At 53.3% G+C, this 15,784-nt stretch carries 10 protein-coding genes; all 10 read left to right on the top strand.

Going from position 1 to position 15,784, the window contains the following annotated elements; genetic code table 11:
- Nucleotides 1–22: 22 nt before the first annotated feature.
- Nucleotides 23–1,135, top strand: coding sequence for a sugar ABC transporter substrate-binding protein (locus HMPREF1546_RS16450; RefSeq protein ID WP_021749998.1), 1,113 nt, complete (start codon nt 23–25; stop codon nt 1,133–1,135).
- Nucleotides 1,136–1,210: 75 nt separating this feature from the next.
- Complete coding sequence (locus HMPREF1546_RS16445; RefSeq protein ID WP_021749997.1) at nt 1,211–2,704, top strand: sugar ABC transporter ATP-binding protein; 1,494 nt, start codon at nt 1,211–1,213, stop codon at nt 2,702–2,704.
- Between the two features lie 12 nt (nt 2,705–2,716).
- Complete coding sequence (locus HMPREF1546_RS16440; RefSeq protein ID WP_021749996.1) at nt 2,717–3,706, top strand: ABC transporter permease; 990 nt, start codon at nt 2,717–2,719, stop codon at nt 3,704–3,706.
- A 187-nt stretch (nt 3,707–3,893) separates the two neighbouring features.
- A complete protein-coding gene (locus HMPREF1546_RS16435) occupies nt 3,894–5,660 on the top strand; it encodes a sensor histidine kinase (protein WP_021749995.1) in 1,767 nt (588 codons plus the stop codon).
- Nucleotides 5,661–5,662: 2 nt separating this feature from the next.
- Nucleotides 5,663–7,246 carry a response regulator transcription factor gene (locus HMPREF1546_RS16430; RefSeq protein ID WP_036630714.1) on the top strand — a complete coding sequence of 528 codons (1,584 nt, stop codon included), beginning with the start codon at nt 5,663–5,665 and terminating at the stop codon, nt 7,244–7,246.
- Nucleotides 7,247–7,971: 725 nt separating this feature from the next.
- The gene (locus HMPREF1546_RS16425) at nt 7,972–8,817 is read left to right on the top strand and encodes a tyrosine-type recombinase/integrase (protein ID WP_021749993.1); all 846 of its coding nucleotides are present in this window, start codon (nt 7,972–7,974) and stop codon (nt 8,815–8,817) included.
- A gap of 317 nt (nt 8,818–9,134) precedes the next feature.
- Nucleotides 9,135–9,932: a zinc-ribbon domain-containing protein gene (locus HMPREF1546_RS16420; RefSeq protein WP_021752157.1), complete on the top strand. Its 798-nt coding sequence runs from the start codon at nt 9,135–9,137 to the stop codon at nt 9,930–9,932.
- 144 nt (nt 9,933–10,076) lie between these two features.
- Complete coding sequence (locus HMPREF1546_RS18550) at nt 10,077–14,120, top strand: S-layer homology domain-containing protein (RefSeq protein WP_083491045.1); 4,044 nt, start codon at nt 10,077–10,079, stop codon at nt 14,118–14,120.
- Nucleotides 14,121–14,586: 466 nt separating this feature from the next.
- Entirely contained in the window at nt 14,587–14,796 is a 210-nt protein-coding gene (locus tag HMPREF1546_RS16405) for a helix-turn-helix domain-containing protein (protein ID WP_036630710.1), read from the top strand.
- The gene (locus HMPREF1546_RS16400; protein ID WP_021749987.1) at nt 14,793–15,230 is read left to right on the top strand and encodes a helix-turn-helix domain-containing protein; all 438 of its coding nucleotides are present in this window, start codon (nt 14,793–14,795) and stop codon (nt 15,228–15,230) included. The genes HMPREF1546_RS16405 and HMPREF1546_RS16400 overlap by 4 nt, the downstream gene beginning before the upstream one ends.
- Nucleotides 15,231–15,784: the final 554 nt, after the last annotated feature.

Raw genomic sequence — 15,784 nt, 5'->3', positions numbered from 1 at the left:
TATACGGATAAGGAGAACAACTATGAAACTGAAAAAGCTATTCTCTGTGGCTCTGAGCGTCCTTTTAATCGTGGCCTTAGCCGGTTGCGGCGGAACCAAGGATGAGATAGCCTCTACTTCTGATAAAACCACTGAGACCGGCGCTTCCGAGCTGCTGAGCCTGTATGATTCCATCAGTACCGAGACAAAATATGTGGCTATGTCCGACCTCCCTGAGATCGCCGCGAAGGAATCATACACCATCGGGGTCGCAATGACCGATGTTTCTACCGGCTGGTTCAAGGCCCTGTATGACCATGTTAACGAGAAACTGACGGAGGCCGGCGTGACAGTCAATCTGGTTCAGTGCAACGATGACGCCGCCATGCAGGTCGATCAGATCAATACCTTTATCGCCCAGGGCGTTGATGCCATTATCATCAATCCCGCCAACCCCCAGGAGACTGTGACTTCCGCCCTTGACGACTGCGCTGCGAGCGGTATTCCCGTTGTTGCCGTGGACACCCCCCCTGAGACCGGCTCCGCTTACATGACCGCCTGTGTGACAGATGCCTATTCTCTGGGCAAGATGGTGGGCATGGAACTGGCCACCCGCCTGCTGGAGATGTATCCAGATATGGAGAGCATCCCCTACGGAATGATCGGCGGCACAGACGGAAACTCGATTGCCGCTGCCAGAAACCAGGGAGCCCGTGACGGTATTGCCGAAGTCGATCAGGAGGGCAGGATCGAGGAGCGCACCTTCCTGTACGCTGGCGCCTATTCCGAGGAATCCGGTCTGACGACCGCTCAGAATATGCTGGCTGCCAATCCTGACCTGAAGTGCATTGTCGGTACCTGCGACGCCCATATCGTCGGCGCCACCTCCGCCGCTGAGCAGCTTGGCCTGGATGAAAACCTGATCATGGGCGCCGTTGACGGCTCTAAGTCTGCATATGAAATCATGCTAGATGACGGCCCCATCGTGGCGCTGGGCCTGAACTCTCCCTACGAAGTCGGTGAAGCTGCCGTGCGTGTGATTTTAGGGTATCTGAATGACGGTACGATCCCTGACTCCAAGACTTTGCAACTGGAGCCCACCTTAGTCACTCCCGAAAACGTTCAGGATTATTACGATCCCAACTCCGCGTTCTGATTTTGCAACCGGAAGGATCAGGGATGGCGGAAACCTTTTCCCGCCATCCCTGATCCTGGGAATTAGGGGGACGTCATGTCGAATATTATTGAGATGAAAAGCATCTGCAAATCATTCGGCGCGGTCAAAGCGCTGAAAAACATTGATTTTGCAGTGCGGGCCGGTGAAACGATGGCACTTGTCGGCGAAAACGGCGCCGGAAAAAGCACATTGATGAAAGTGCTCACAGGCGTTTATACGAAAGACACTGGAACGATCCTGATCGGCGGCGAGGAGATTCGGAAGAACAACCCTGTGGTCGCTAAGAACCTCGGCATTGCCCAGGTATATCAGCAGTTTGAAATGATGGATGAACTGTCCGTTACAGAGAACATCTGCCTTGGCGATAAGGGCTTTTCCAAGCACGGACTTGTACAGTTCAAAACCATGATGCGGCAGACCCAGGAACTGCTGGATCATTACCATATCCCCATTGATGCCAATGCAAAGGTCGGAACGTTGAGCGCTGCGATGAAGCAATTTATCTCCATCGCCCGTGTATTATACCGGAAACCCCGGGTAATCGTGTTTGATGAGCCAACAGCAGTTCTCTCCGACAGTGAAGTACATATCCTGATGGACATCATTGACTCTCTGAAACAGGAAAAGGTGACCATCATTTATATCTCCCACCGCATGGATGAGATTTTCCAGCTCAGTGACCGGATTACTATCATGCGGGATGGTGCGGTCATTACCGTGCTGGAGAACAAGAACCTGACCAAGGATAACCTGATCTCGCATATGCTGGGAAAGACTTTGGGCGCCATGTATGTTACACGAGGGAAGATCCGCAGTGAACGGTATGTGCTTGAGGTCGTGGGCCTGACAAACGATGCTATTAAAGATGTATCTTTCAAACTCCGCGAGGGCGAAATTCTGGGTATCGCCGGCCTTGTGAACAGTGGCCGGACGGAAACGGCCAGAGCCATCATGGGCGCTGACAAACTCAAAAGCGGTACGATCAAAATCAATGGGACCCCTGTCAAAATTAAAAATCCTACGGATGCGGTCCGCCATGGATTATTCCTTGCGCCGGAGGACCGGAAAAAGCAGGCCATGGTGCTCTGCCGGCCGATCCGTGAAAATATCTCGCTTTCCAAGCTTTCCTCGGTGACTAACAGACTTGGTATTTTGAATTCCAAAAAGGAAGCTGAGACGATAGACAATCTGGTACGTGCGCTGAAAGTGAAAATGGACACGATTGAAAGCCCCGTCCAGGACCTTAGCGGTGGCAACCAGCAGAAAATCGTCATAGCAAAAGCAATTACCGCCCGGCCGAATATTCTGATATTCGACGAACCCACACAGGGCATCGACGTGGGCGCACGAGCTGAAATCTATGGTTTACTTGAAAAGCTGCGGGCAGACGGGAAATCGATCATCCTGATTTCCTCGGAAACGGAAGAGATCCAAGGCACCTGCGACCGGACGATCGTGATGCGGAGCGGCCATGTGACTGGAGAACTGAACGCGGAAGAGATGAAGGATACGAAGCTCATGCTGCAGTATATGTACAAGGACGTTTAAGGAGAAGAGACCATGGAAAACAAAACATTAAATGCTTCAGGCGGCATTAGGAGCCACCTGAAAGGATATTTGAAGGAGCAAGCTATTCCCATTGGCGTACTGCTGTGCATGATTGTGATCGGTTCTCTTCTGACACCGATGTTCCTGACTTCTCTGAACCTGCAGAACCTCTTTATCCAGCAGTCCTCCAATATGGTAGCGGCACTTGGCATGTTTGTGGCGATCCTGTCCGGCGGTATTGACCTGAGCATTGGCTCCGTCATGGCTGTATCCAGTGTGTTCTGCGCGTCGCTTCTGGTGATGACAAACAATATTCCGGTAGCGGTCCTCGGGGCTCTGGTGATCTGCGCCGTTCTCGGAACGGTCAATGGCCTGATTGTCGCGAAGCTTCGTGTGGCGCCGTTTATCGTGACTTTGGGCATGATGGAGTTCGCACGCGGCATTGCCTACTGGTATACCAATTCTGCTCCGGTATCGTGGAAAAACGCGGAATGCGCCAGTGTCTTTTCCTTTATCGGCAAAGGCCGTCTTTTCGGCGCCATCCCGACCCTCAGCGTCATCATGATGGTCTGCATCGTCATTGTCTGGTTCATTGTAAAAAAGACTTCCCTCGGCAGGATCATCTATGCCATCGGCGGAAATGAAGAGGCTGTCAAGCTTTCCGGCATCAATGTGTCCAAATGGAAGATTGCTCCCTATATTTTCTGTGCGGTCTGTGCTGGTATCGCCGGAATTCTCTTGACAGCCCGGCTGGGCGTCGGCGCACCGACCAACGGTGAAGACCTGGCAAATGACTGCATTGCCGCCGTCGTTGTCGGCGGAACCAGTTTTACCGGCGGTAAGGGAAACATCAGCGGAGTGATTATTGGCGTGTTCATCTTGGGTATCATCAACAACCTGCTGGATTTGATGAATGTGTCCTCTTACCCGCAGATGATGCTGAAAGGCGCCATTATCGTTGCTGCGGTTGTATTCTCCACCATTAAAGACAAGAAATCCTAAGACCATCCCATTTTCTTCTTTTCTCTGCACGGAGCCGACTCTTTTTTGAGTCGGCTTTGTGCGTAGGCAAACAGAGACAACCACATTTTCGGCGGAAAACAAGTGCACACAACTTCCTTTTCAAAAAGAACCCATGTTGATATAATGATATAAAATACAAAATACCACGGTGAAAGGAGAGCGGAATATGAGGATCCGGCAGTTTTTCAGCGAGTCACTCCACCATCGGCTCGTCTTGTACTTCATGCTGCTGATGATGATTCCCATCAGCGTTGCCGGAACGCTGATTTACCATGCGTCTGATGTCCGAATATCTGACGGCGCTTTGACACTGGCGGAAGAAGTCATCGAAAAGACAGGCGAAAACATGGAAGAAGTGCTGCTGGATATGCAGTCGGCGGCCAAGCAGGTGGCCGAGGATCATACCATTCAGAGTCTCCTCGCCCAGCTACAGGTTCCTGAGATATCGGAGGAGTCTGTGATTTCTGCTCTAGATGCGCGGCTGAAACAGATCGCCAGCATGTATGCTGGCCTGGACGGCGTATATATCTGTCTGGACGATTTCACTGTGGCGAAATCGCGCTATTATACAGCAAGAGACGAGCATGACACGCTTTTATTGACCGGAGACCAGTATATGGTGATCCGGAACCACGAGGATATCCAATGGATCGTTTCCGACGAAGGTTCTCTGGTCGCCGACAACATGGGAAACGCCATTTTGGGTGCGGCCAGACTGCTGCCGCTGAGCGTCACAGGCCAGCCCTGCGGGATCGTGGTGGTGGAGGTGCGGCAATCGTATTTGAAGAAAATCCTTGATAAAAAGCTGGGAGAAAGCGGAACAGTTTTCCTGATGTCCCAACGCCCGGACATTGCCCTGCAAACAGCAGCCGCGTCCGATGAAATGGTGGCAGATGCTGCGGAACAGGTAAAGCAGGCGGATAGAAAAATCACCTCTATTTCTTCCCATGACAGGGTCATCTTCTGCGAGCCGCTTTCCTTGTCTGAATGGCTTGTGGTGGGCGTTGTCATGAAGCAGAGCCTCCGCAGTGACAGCCAGGAGATCCTGATACTCTTTATTGTGACCGTGCTGTTGACACTTTTACTGACGATTCTTGTTTCAGGAGGCTTGGCTGATTATGAGCTGCGCCAGATCCGCCGGATTCAAACGTACATCAAGGATATGGAGAACGGAGAATTTGGCAAACCGCTTCCCCCTATGCGGCCTGATGAGATCGGCAGCCTGGCGGCAAACACACAGGAAATGAGCGGCAAGATCGGTGAATTGCTGGAGACCGTAAAAACCGAGCAGGAGCGGATGCGCACGGCGGAATTCAAGGCCCTCCAGGCCCAGATCAATCCCCATTTTTTATATAACTCTCTGGATTCCATTAACTGGCTGGTGCGCAAAGGAGATATGGAGAAGGCAACGGATACGATCTCGGCGCTGACCGCGTTTTTCCGCATCGGTCTTTCCAAGGGAAGAGACATGATCACGGTCCGGGAGGAAGTGGAGCATGTCCGCAGCTATCTCGTGATCCAGAAAATGCGCTATGAGAACCAGTTTGAGTATGCCTTCTATGTGGACCCGGAGACAGAGGACTACTTCGTCCCGAAGCTAATGCTGCAGCCGCTGGTGGAGAATGCGCTGTATCATGGCATCAAGCTGTGCGACCGCAAATGTATGCTGATGATCCAAGTACTCTCCTACGGCGACAGAATCGAGATGGAGGTGCTGGACAATGGCGCCGGCATGGACGCGGAGACACTGGCGTGTGTCCGGGAGGCCATGGAGCACAGGGGAGAGAACCGGACTAACAGCTACGGTGTCGTGAATGTCAACGACCGCATCCAGATCCTGGCAGGTCGGGAGTACGGCCTGAGCTTTACCAGTGAAAAAGGTGTGGGCACATCCGCGCGGATCGTGCTTCCAAAGACGCTGAAAGGAGCGTAAACGTGTATACTGTATATTTGGCGGATGACGAACAACTGATCCGGGAGGGCCTGGCGGAGACCATTCCCTGGGAATCTCTTAGAATGCGTTTGGTCGGGACTGCAGAAGATGGCAGACATGCGCTGAGAGGAATACGGGAGCACAAACCGGATATCGTTCTAACGGATATCCGGATGCCATATCTGGATGGCCTGGAGCTGATCGGCAAGATCCGGGAGGTCCACCCCTCCTGCCGCGTGGTGATCATCTCCGGCCACGGGGAGTTTACATACGCGCAGTCGGCCATCCAGCTTGGTGTTTCAGACTTTATCCTAAAACCCGTCGACGTTACAAGCCTGTGCCGGACGCTGGGGAAGTTGACGAGGGAACTGGATAGCGAGCGGCATCAGAAAAATGAAGTAGAAGAGATGCGCGTGCAGCTCCAGCGGGCGGATGAGTTCCGACTTCAGCGTCAGCTGAGGCGCTATATGATGGGCCGCACGCCCCGCCAGCAGTTTCTGGAGCAGATGCCGGAGCGGCTCCTCCGGGCACGAGCCGTAGTCCTGGTACTGCTGCAGATCGACAACTTTGACAATCTGACCGCCGCCATGGACGAGGAGACCATTTTCAGCATGACCCAGAAACTGGAGCAATCCATTGTCAATGCCGGCGAGAACACCAGTATGATCTCTATTGAGGAAACCAGCGGGCGGTACCTGCTGCTCTTCATCGGAACCTGGAAAGAGGAACTGAGCTTTGAGGTCCGCTCCTATATCCGCCGACTCCGGCTGGTGGAGCCGGATACGGAATTCACAACGGCGACGTCGCCGGTCTACGACCATATCGACCACTGTCAGGAGGCGTATGAGTTTGTGCGCCGGGGCTGTGAATATGCGTTCCAGCTGAGCAGCAACCGGGATGTGCAACCGGAGGAGGTAAAGAGCGGAGGCATGAATCCTCTGCCAGACATTCCCAATGTGGGCCGTGTGATCCGTTCCATCTCCACCTTCAACAAAAAGACCATCCGCGAGGATTTTGAACTGCTGGCTGAGGACATCCGGCAGACCGGGCATAACTCCTATCTTTATACCCACATGCTGGTCAGCGTAGTTTATGGCGAGATCGTCAAACTCCTGGTGGATATCAACTGCCCGATCGAGGCGATTCTGGATGACCCGCTGGAGGATTACCGCAAGATCCTGACGCGGACGACGCTGGACGATATGCTGCAGGAATTGTACCGCTTTGTCGCCCAAATCTGTGATTTCCTGGATAAAAATATTAATGCCAACCAGAGCGTGGCTGAGAGGGCCAAAACATATATTGAAGCGCATTACGCGGATTCGGGGCTGACACTGGATCAGGTGGCGGGGGAAATGGGCATCACGCCTAATTATTTCAGCGCGCTGTTTAAGCAGAGCACCGGCAGTTCTTTTATCAACTATCTGACCAATGTGCGTATTTCTCATGCGAAAGAATTTTTGAAAAGCGGGAACTACAAGACCTACGAGGTCTCTATGCGCTGCGGCTATGAGAACCCTACTTATTTTTCCACCATCTTCAAACGTAGAACAGGCGTTTCCCCGTCGGAATACCGTGATGAATGAGAAAGATACCACGATATATCCATGGACAAATCCGGTTGGGCCATCCCGTCCGGGTTTGTCCGCAAAGAAATGGAATCATAATAGAGCCCTAAATCAAAATTTGCGATGCAGTAAACAAAGAGGTGAGAAAAACTTTTTTCATCATTTCTAATGATTTTTGATTGTTTTCTCTCAATTTCATTTCCTTTCAAAATATCTTTGACCTCATGAATTCCAAATGCTCCAGCGCCGTCTGTGGCTGGTTATGTGGTCAACGAATGGGGCCGTTGGTGAATTCCAACGGCCCCCAACACTATTTTTATGGTTTATGGCTTGTGGTAATTGTAAACAGTATTTCCGTCATCGAGCCACCGCAGGGCATGCTACGCTATAAACAAGGATAGGGCCTCTGAAGCAGGCCCCGTTTCTCTGAGAAGAGTAGCTCAATGATCTGCGGTATGTTCACATCTGATTTTCTACATATTGGGTCAAATTTTCCTCTCGACTTTCCGACCATCTTCCAGTATGGTTTGTTTGCCAGTCACAACGAGCAGAGAGGAAGCAAATATGCTGCAAAAAACAATTAAAAGTCAAATCATGAACCAAGTGCATGATTTCCCTCTACCGGTGGGCAACCTATCCATACGGCAAGCGGAACGGGATCGTAAAAGCCTACAGCGGGATTTGCCGCTGTGGGCTTTGCTATACCCGTACAATAGCTGTAAGGAAAATTGAGGAGGGATCCCATGAACGAACACAAATCAATATCGGAACACATTCAGGCGTATGCAAACCACCTTCGCTTAGAAGAGAAAAGCGCGGCCACCGTTGAAAAATACCTCCGGGACATCCGGTCCTTTATCTGCTGGCTGGACGGGCGGGAGATCACCAAGGAGCAGACGGCGGCGTGGAAAGCACATCTGACGGAGCAGGGCTATGCCCCCGCCAGCGTAAACGCCATGCTCTCCGCCCTGAACAGTCTGCTGGACTTTCTGGAACTTGGAACTTGCCGGGTAAAGTTTCTCAAGCTCCAGCGGCGGATGTTCCGGGACGACAGCCGGGACCTGACCCGAAGCGACTACAACGCCCTCACCGCCGCTGCAAAGGCACGGGGCAAAGTGCGGCTGGCCCTGCTGATGGAAGCCCTCTGCGCCACCGGCATCCGGGTGTCCGAGGTGCGGTATATCACGGTAGAAGCGGCTAAAGCGGGGCGGGCGGAAATCGCCCTGAAAGGCAAGATCCGCACCATCCTTCTCCCCAACAAGCTGTGCCGCAAGCTGCTGAAATACGCCAAACAGCAAAAAACCGCTTCCGGTGAGACCTTTCTCACCAGAAACGGGACGCCCCTCAGCCGCCGGCAGATCTGGGCGGAGATGAAGGGGGTGTGCAAATATGTAGGGGTGGAGCCGTCCAAGGTCTTTCCCCACAACCTGCGGCATCTGTTCGCCACAGCCTTTTACCGGGCCAGCCGGGACATCGTGAAGTTGGCGGATGTGCTGGGACACAGCAGCATCGAGACTACCCGCATCTACCTCCTGACCTCTGGGGCGGAGCACCAGCGGCAGCTGGATCGGCTGGGGCTGGTTTCGTAATCACAGAATTCACATTCTGACAAGATCATATGGGTGTCTGGGTTATAGAAGTACATATTATAAGGTGATTTTACCATAGCATTTCCAGAAGTGCAAGCATCCCCCACATATTTGCGCATAAAAATATAAGCCACAAAAAGAACTGCTTTTGTGGCCTGCTTCACTGCGGCTTTCTACCTGCTCTTCGGGCAATAGAAAGCCGTTTTTTGTTCGCTTTGAGTTTATCCGCCCATCATAAATAAGCAAAAAGGAAGTGGAATGTGAATTCTGTGGTGAAGGGGGGATGAATCTTACGCACATCTCTCTATGACTACTGCATGGAGCGGAACGAACTGGCCCTGCTGACCCAATGGCACCCGATTAAAAATGGACCGCTGACGCCAAGGGACGTGTCCTACGGAAGCAGACAGAAGATCTGGTGGCTTTGCCCCAAGGGACACGCGTGGCAGGCGGCGGTCTATACCCGTACCAAGGGCAGCGGCTGTCCCTACTGCGCCGGAAAGCAGGCGTGGCCGGGGGAAAACGACCTAGCCTTCCAGCGGCCCGACCTGCTTTCCCAGTGGCACCCTTCCAAAAACCTCCCCGTGACGCCGGAGCGCGTCACCGTGGGGAGCCACTTCAAGGCATGGTGGGTCTGCGAACAGGGCCATGAATGGCGGGCTGTCGTCGAGTCACGGACGTTGGGCGGCACCGGCTGTCCTGTGTGCACCAACCGGGTGCTGCTCCGGGGGACGAACGATCTGGCCTCCACCCACCCGGAGCTGACAAAGCAGTGGCATCCCACGAAAAACGGCGCTCTGACGCCCCGCGATGTGGTGGCCGGGAATAGCCGCAAGGTCTGGTGGCAGTGCGAAAAAGGCCACGTCTGGCAGGCGTCTGTGGCCGCCCGTGCCTGCGGCGGGGCGGGCTGTCCCGTCTGCGCCGGACACAAGGCCCTTCCCGACTTCAATGACTTGGCAACGCTGGCCCCGGAGATTGCCGCCCAATGGCACCCCACCCTGAACGGGCCCCTCACCCTGGAGCAGGTGACGGCGGGGAGCCGTAGAACGGCGTGGTGGAAGTGTCCCAGCGGGCATATCTGGAAAGCCATCATTTATTCCAGAGCAGGGCCGTAGAAATGCGGCTGTCTCGTCTGCGCCGGGAAAGTCAGCCCCAAACGGCTGGAACGCTACCGGAAGGCGCTGGCGGAGATGGAAATAAACCAGGGCCGGTCAGCCAATTCCCGGCCCGGAACAAAAACATAATAGGAGGAATGAGAAGTGAAAAAACGAATATTGGCAAGCCTCTTATCATTGGTGCTGGCCCTATCGCTGGCGCCCATGAGCACGCTGGCGGCGGAGGAAAATGACCTGACCGGCAGCGATCCGGTTCCAGTCTGCACCTGCGAGACTCTTTGCACCGCAGAGGACGTGAACATGGAGTGCCCCATCTGTGCGGAGAATGTCGCCAACTGCATGGGAACGGCTCCGGCGGATGGGCCGGAGGAGCCTGTCGTCCCTACAGTGGAGGAACAGCTCGCGGAGCTGATCGCAGCCCTGCCTGATCCTGCCGACATCGACCCGCTGGATGAAGAACAGGTAGCAGCGGTCAATGATCAGGTCGAAGCAATCTATGCCTTTGCCAAGGAAAACGGCCTTGATGTGGAGAATGATGAAACCATCAATGCTGTAATCGCAGTACTCTATCCCATGGATCATTTAGAAGGCAATATAGTTTGGGATCGTGAGAATACACTGTCTGAAGATCTCATTGTTAATCAGGGCGAGACTTTGACTATCATCGCAAAAATAACGATCTCCGGTGATGTAACGATCTCCGGTGGCGGCACCATTCAGCGTGGAGAGAATTACCGGGGTGAATTGATTTCTGTACCAACTGGAGCTAACCTGACTTTGCAAAATGTCACCATTGACGGAGGTGCAGACACCGCTGCTAAACTGACCTCAGATGAAGCTGCTATCCGGATTGAGGGAGGGACTGCCGTACTGAACGCTGGTGCGGTTATTCAAAATAACAACCATGTCAGTACAGAGGACAATCCCTACCTGCATGCAAGTAAACCTCGATACTACAACATGGGCGGTGGTATTGCCGTTTATGGCGGAACGCTGACCATGAATGAAGGGTCTGAGGTAAAAAACAACGCTGTGACAAACACGAACTACGCAAAGGGAGATGGTAAAGGAAACAGCGACTCTTTGGGTGGCGGCGTAGCCATCTATGAAAACGGCGTATTCATCATGAATGGCGGCGAGATTTCCGGAAACTCTGCTGCCGTGAACGACGGTGAAGGTCGCGCCTTTGGCGGCGGTGTGGGCCTAATGACCCGTGGTGAGAATGCTGAGGTATCAAACACTCCGGATGATTATAAGATTGCATTCCACATGGATGGCGGCACCATCAGCAACAACAGCGCAGCCAATGGAGGCGGTGGTATTTATGGTGGTGTTGACCAAGGAGATAATGAGTCCCATAGACACACTCATCTTGATATGACCGTTGCATCTACTATCTGCGAGAATACCTCATATACGGGTGGCGGCGGTATTCAAGTGGGTTCTGCTGACTTGGAGATTAAAGATGGGGCTGATATTTCGTCTAACACCGCAGTCAGCGGCGGTGGGCTTCAAGTTGGCTCTGCCAGCTACTTTACAATGAGCGGCGGTGCTGTATCCAACAATACCGCCAGTGGTAATAAGAATGCCTATGGCGGCGGCATTTACTTTAGTGCCAATAAGAACAGCCAGCTTAGTATCACCGGCGGAGAGATCAGGAATAACTCCGCAGCAGGCTCCGGCGGCGGTATCCAGATTGGAACAGATCTTACCGCGTCTATCGCCAACTGCACCATCCAAGGAAATTCCTGTGGGAATCAAGAAAGTAGTACCGTTGCAAGCGGCGGCGGTATTCAAGCAAATCCGGGTGTTGTGCTGAACCTGGCAGACTGCTCTATTACAGAAAACAAGTCCACAACCGGTCATGGCGGAGGAATACACATAAGTGGCCCCAATAAAACTGTGGGTGGAACTGTAAAAATTACAGGGACAACTATCATTCAGGATAATCAATCTGCTTTGACCGGTCCCAATATGTATGTCGAAACGGTCATATCAACGATGGATTTGAGTAATTTGTCTAAACCATCGCGAATTGGTGTAACCTGGAATGTGAATGGTGTGGATGAGTCCAGCGGTACAAAAGTTATTGATGGTGTGACCGGGGAAAATTACCCTTGTATTGTATATGAACCCAATGAAGACCAGTATTATGTGTTGCGAAAATCGGAAGATACTGCGATTTTGCATAAAGCTCTGCACTTAACTCTGCACTCGATTTCTCCAGTCACAGAAAAACCTATCGAGGGAGTTCAGCATACTGTTCTTGGACTTGTCGGAGAAACTGTTAATTTTACAGAACTCTGCGGTTTTGAAGTGACGGGCTATCATATTGACCGCTGGGCAACGAACTATGTCGGACAAGAGGGATATCTATGGAACAACCCATATACATTCTCCGATTCCTTTGAAAGCGATACGGCGCGGGGGGGCCCCAATGCTATCTGGGTACCGGATACGTACACCATCACCTACGAACTGAACGGCGGTACTGCTGGAGGAAACGCACCTGACACACATACCTATGGTACCACTACGACTCTTATTGCTCCCACCCGCACTGGTTACACCTTTAACGGTTGGTTTACCGACCAAGACTTCTCTGGTACAAAGGTAGATTCTCTGGCCGGAGATGGGTATACCTCGGACATTGTCTTATATGCCCAGTGGACGCCCAACACCTATACCATCAGCTTTAACGGCGGCAATGGGGCCAGCGGCTCCACCGCCAGCGTGACAGCCACCTATGACCAGCCCGCTGCTCTGACGGCCAATGGCTTCACCATGGCTGGAAAGAACTTCGCTGGCTGGGCCAGCACGCAGGAGAACGCCAATGATGGCACAGTGGAATATAGCGATCAGACTGAGGTTTTGAACCTGGCCGAGAGCGGCACCGTCACCCTGTACGCCGTCTGGACCGACAAGCAGGTTCTTGACCCCGACCTGACCGACACCGTTGTGACCTACAACGGCAATCCCCAGAAGTTCCATGTGGATGGCGGTTATGCGGTGCAGTACTATCAGAACCGCAACCTAGTCACCGATCCCACGAATGCAGGTATCTACGATGTAGAGATCACTCGCGCTGAGGATGAAACTTACGCCGCCTATCACGGGCGCGTCATGGGCGGTCTGGTTATCAACAAGGCCCCGATGATCGTCAAGGCGGATGACCAGTCTATCCGTGTGGGCAATGAACTGCCTGAGTTCACTTACACCGTCACTGGACTGGTAAACGGTGAAACTCTGAATACAGAGCCGACCCTGACCTGTGACGCCGACGGCAAGGCCGTAGGCTCCTACGCGATCCAGGCCAGCGGTGCGGATGCTGGGTCCAACTACACCATCACTTATGTAGACGGCACCCTGACCGTCTCCCGCCGCTCCTCTGGCGGCGGCAGTTCCAGCAGCACCGAGTATGCCATTACCGTTGACGACGGCAAAAACGGTTCTGTTTCCGCCAGTCCGAAGCGTGCTGAGAAGGGCGACACCGTGACCATCACCGTGAAGCCTGACGCCGGCTATGAGTTGGATGAGCTGACCGTGACCGACAAGAGCGGCGATGAGATCAAACTGACCGAGAAGGCTGACAACAAGTTCAGCTTCAAGATGCCTGCTTCCAAAGTCACTGTGGAGGCCAGCTTCAAGCTGATCGAGACTGAACCTGAGAACCCGTTCACTGACATCTCGGAGAGTGATTACTTCTATGATGCGGTTCTGTGGGCGGCGGATAAGGGTATTACTTCCGGCGTGACCGATACCCTGTTTGCGCCGAACTCTTCCTGCACCCGTGCGCAGATGGTGACCTTCCTGTGGCGTGCCAACGGCTCTCCTGCCGTAGACTACGCCATGAGCTTCACCGACGTACCTGCGGATGCGTACTACGCCGACGCGGTGCGCTGGGCGGTCTCCGAGGGTATCACCTCCGGCACCAGCGAGACCACCTTTGCGCCGGATATGACCGTGACCCGCGCACAGACCGTCACCTTCCTGTACCGCGCGGCCGGCACCCCAGCTGTCTACGGCGGCAGCTTCACCGACGTGGATGCAAACGCGTATTACGCAAACGCTGTGGCCTGGGCCGTGTCTGAGGACATCACCTCCGGCACCGGTGCAACCACCTTCAGTCCGGATGCTCCCTGCACGCGCGCTCAGATCGTGACGTTCCTCTATCGGGACGCAAAATAATTTCCCCCCAAGAACGGAGAGCGGGACGGTTATGCCGTTCCGCCCTCCGTCCTGTTTCGAACTTGTACAGACCTCCTCTCATGACCAATTCCGCAGAGGGAAAGTATCAGTCAAATTGCCTCGAACAAATTTTCTAAAACGGATTGACGAAGAACGTTTGTTCTGTTAGAATGAGCGCACAATCTGAATAGCCGCAAAATGCTGCACCGAACCACGGGTCCTGAGATATTTTCTCTGAGTCACCAAATTGCCGGGCGCATGAGAAACATACGAAACAAGGCAGGTAGCTTCCTGCCAAGTGTCGCGTTGTTCTCGTGCGCCCGGTGTTTGTTTTTCTCAGAATCATGTCTGCCCACGCTTCTGAGCAGCAAGGAGTTGTCCATGTGCCAGACAGAGAGGATCTGCAGGTCAAGGATACAAAGCCGTGAAAATCGTGCAGAGAAAAAACCATGAGGAGGTAACCAGAATGAAAAAATCGATCTACAAGAGCTACGACGAACTGCCGCTGGTGCTGAATATGAAACAGCTCTCTGATCTTCTTGGAATCTCAGATGCCAGCGCCTACGAGTTGGTCTGGGAGGAAGACTTCCCCTCTCTGCGGATCGGCAAGCGCATCGTCATCCCCAAGGCGGAACTGCGGAGATGGATCTCCGCGCACACGAAAGGGGTGCAATGATGATAGGAAATCAGAAGCGCGATGTGAAGAAGTATTTTTTCATGCTCCCCAACGCGGTGTTCGAGTTGGGGCTTCATGTGTATGAGTTGGCCATCTACGCCTACCTGTTACGGATCGAAGACCGGCGGACCTGGCAGTGCGTGGTCAGCTACCCCACCATCGCAGACAAGCTGGGGATCTCAGTCAACACCGTGGCCAAGTATGTGGGACTGCTGGAGGAACACGGTCTTATCGCCACAGAGCGCACCGATGTCATCACGCGGGACGGACTCAGGCGCAACGGCTGTCTTCGCTACACCATCCTGCCGATCAAAAATGCCATCGACCGGTTCCATGAGCGGCAGCTGTCTGCGCTGGAACAAGCAGCAGCTCAACAGCGAGCGGAGAAGTCTGGCGTGGAGTTCGTTCCGCCTGACAAAGAGCAGAGCGCATGACCACGCCGCTGCGCAGCCTGTGATGAGTTGTGTGCGGCGATGGCGGTGCGGGTAGGGTACACGCCCCACCCAAGTTGCAGGATGCGGTGTGCGGGCTGTGTGACCCAAGCGTCTGGATTGTTTAAACCAAAATGTACATGTGCAGCAGCCGGTCGATTTGAGTGCAGGATAAAAGGGTGTAATCACCCTGTTCCACACCGTCCCGCAACGCGGGCCGGGGAAACGCTTTCACGGGGTTTTCAACCGCTTTTCCGTATCTTTTTGGCGGGACCCGTGCTATCGCTTTTTTGGCGGTGTAATCAAATCTGTTATCACCTGCCCAAGAAATGCCGCAGTTTCAACGAGTCCTACAGTTTCAAATGTGCTATCACCACGATTTTACTTGAATTGGAGGTTTTTCTGAATGGCAGACGAGAAAGTGAAATTCCTGATGCGGATCGACCCGGCCACAGACCGGAAGATCAAAACCGCCATACCGTTAGCCAACTGCCGAAGCCAGAATGAGTTTGTAGAAAAGGCCCTGCAGTTCTATTGTGACTATGTAGCATCCCAAG

It is taken from the genome of Oscillibacter sp. KLE 1745 (assembly GCF_000469445.2).
Taxonomy (GTDB): Bacteria; Bacillota; Clostridia; order Oscillospirales; family Oscillospiraceae; genus Oscillibacter; species Oscillibacter welbionis.
This window is presented reverse-complemented; position numbering and strand designations above follow the sequence as displayed.

What these genes read in the sequence shown, in the direction of transcription:
- HMPREF1546_RS16400 (WP_021749987.1), top strand. Translation starts at nt 14,793, where the DNA reads ATGATGATAGGAAATCAGAAGCGCGATGTGAAGAAGTATTTTTTCATG.
- HMPREF1546_RS16435 (WP_021749995.1), top strand. Translation starts at nt 3,894, where the DNA reads ATGAGGATCCGGCAGTTTTTCAGCGAGTCACTCCACCATCGGCTCGTC.
- HMPREF1546_RS16425 (WP_021749993.1), top strand. Translation starts at nt 7,972, where the DNA reads ATGAACGAACACAAATCAATATCGGAACACATTCAGGCGTATGCAAAC.
- HMPREF1546_RS16440 (WP_021749996.1), top strand. Translation starts at nt 2,717, where the DNA reads ATGGAAAACAAAACATTAAATGCTTCAGGCGGCATTAGGAGCCACCTG.
- HMPREF1546_RS16420 (WP_021752157.1), top strand. Translation starts at nt 9,135, where the DNA reads ATGGAGCGGAACGAACTGGCCCTGCTGACCCAATGGCACCCGATTAAA.
- HMPREF1546_RS16450 (WP_021749998.1), top strand. Translation starts at nt 23, where the DNA reads ATGAAACTGAAAAAGCTATTCTCTGTGGCTCTGAGCGTCCTTTTAATC.
- HMPREF1546_RS16405 (WP_036630710.1), top strand. Translation starts at nt 14,587, where the DNA reads ATGAAAAAATCGATCTACAAGAGCTACGACGAACTGCCGCTGGTGCTG.
- HMPREF1546_RS16445 (WP_021749997.1), top strand. Translation starts at nt 1,211, where the DNA reads ATGTCGAATATTATTGAGATGAAAAGCATCTGCAAATCATTCGGCGCG.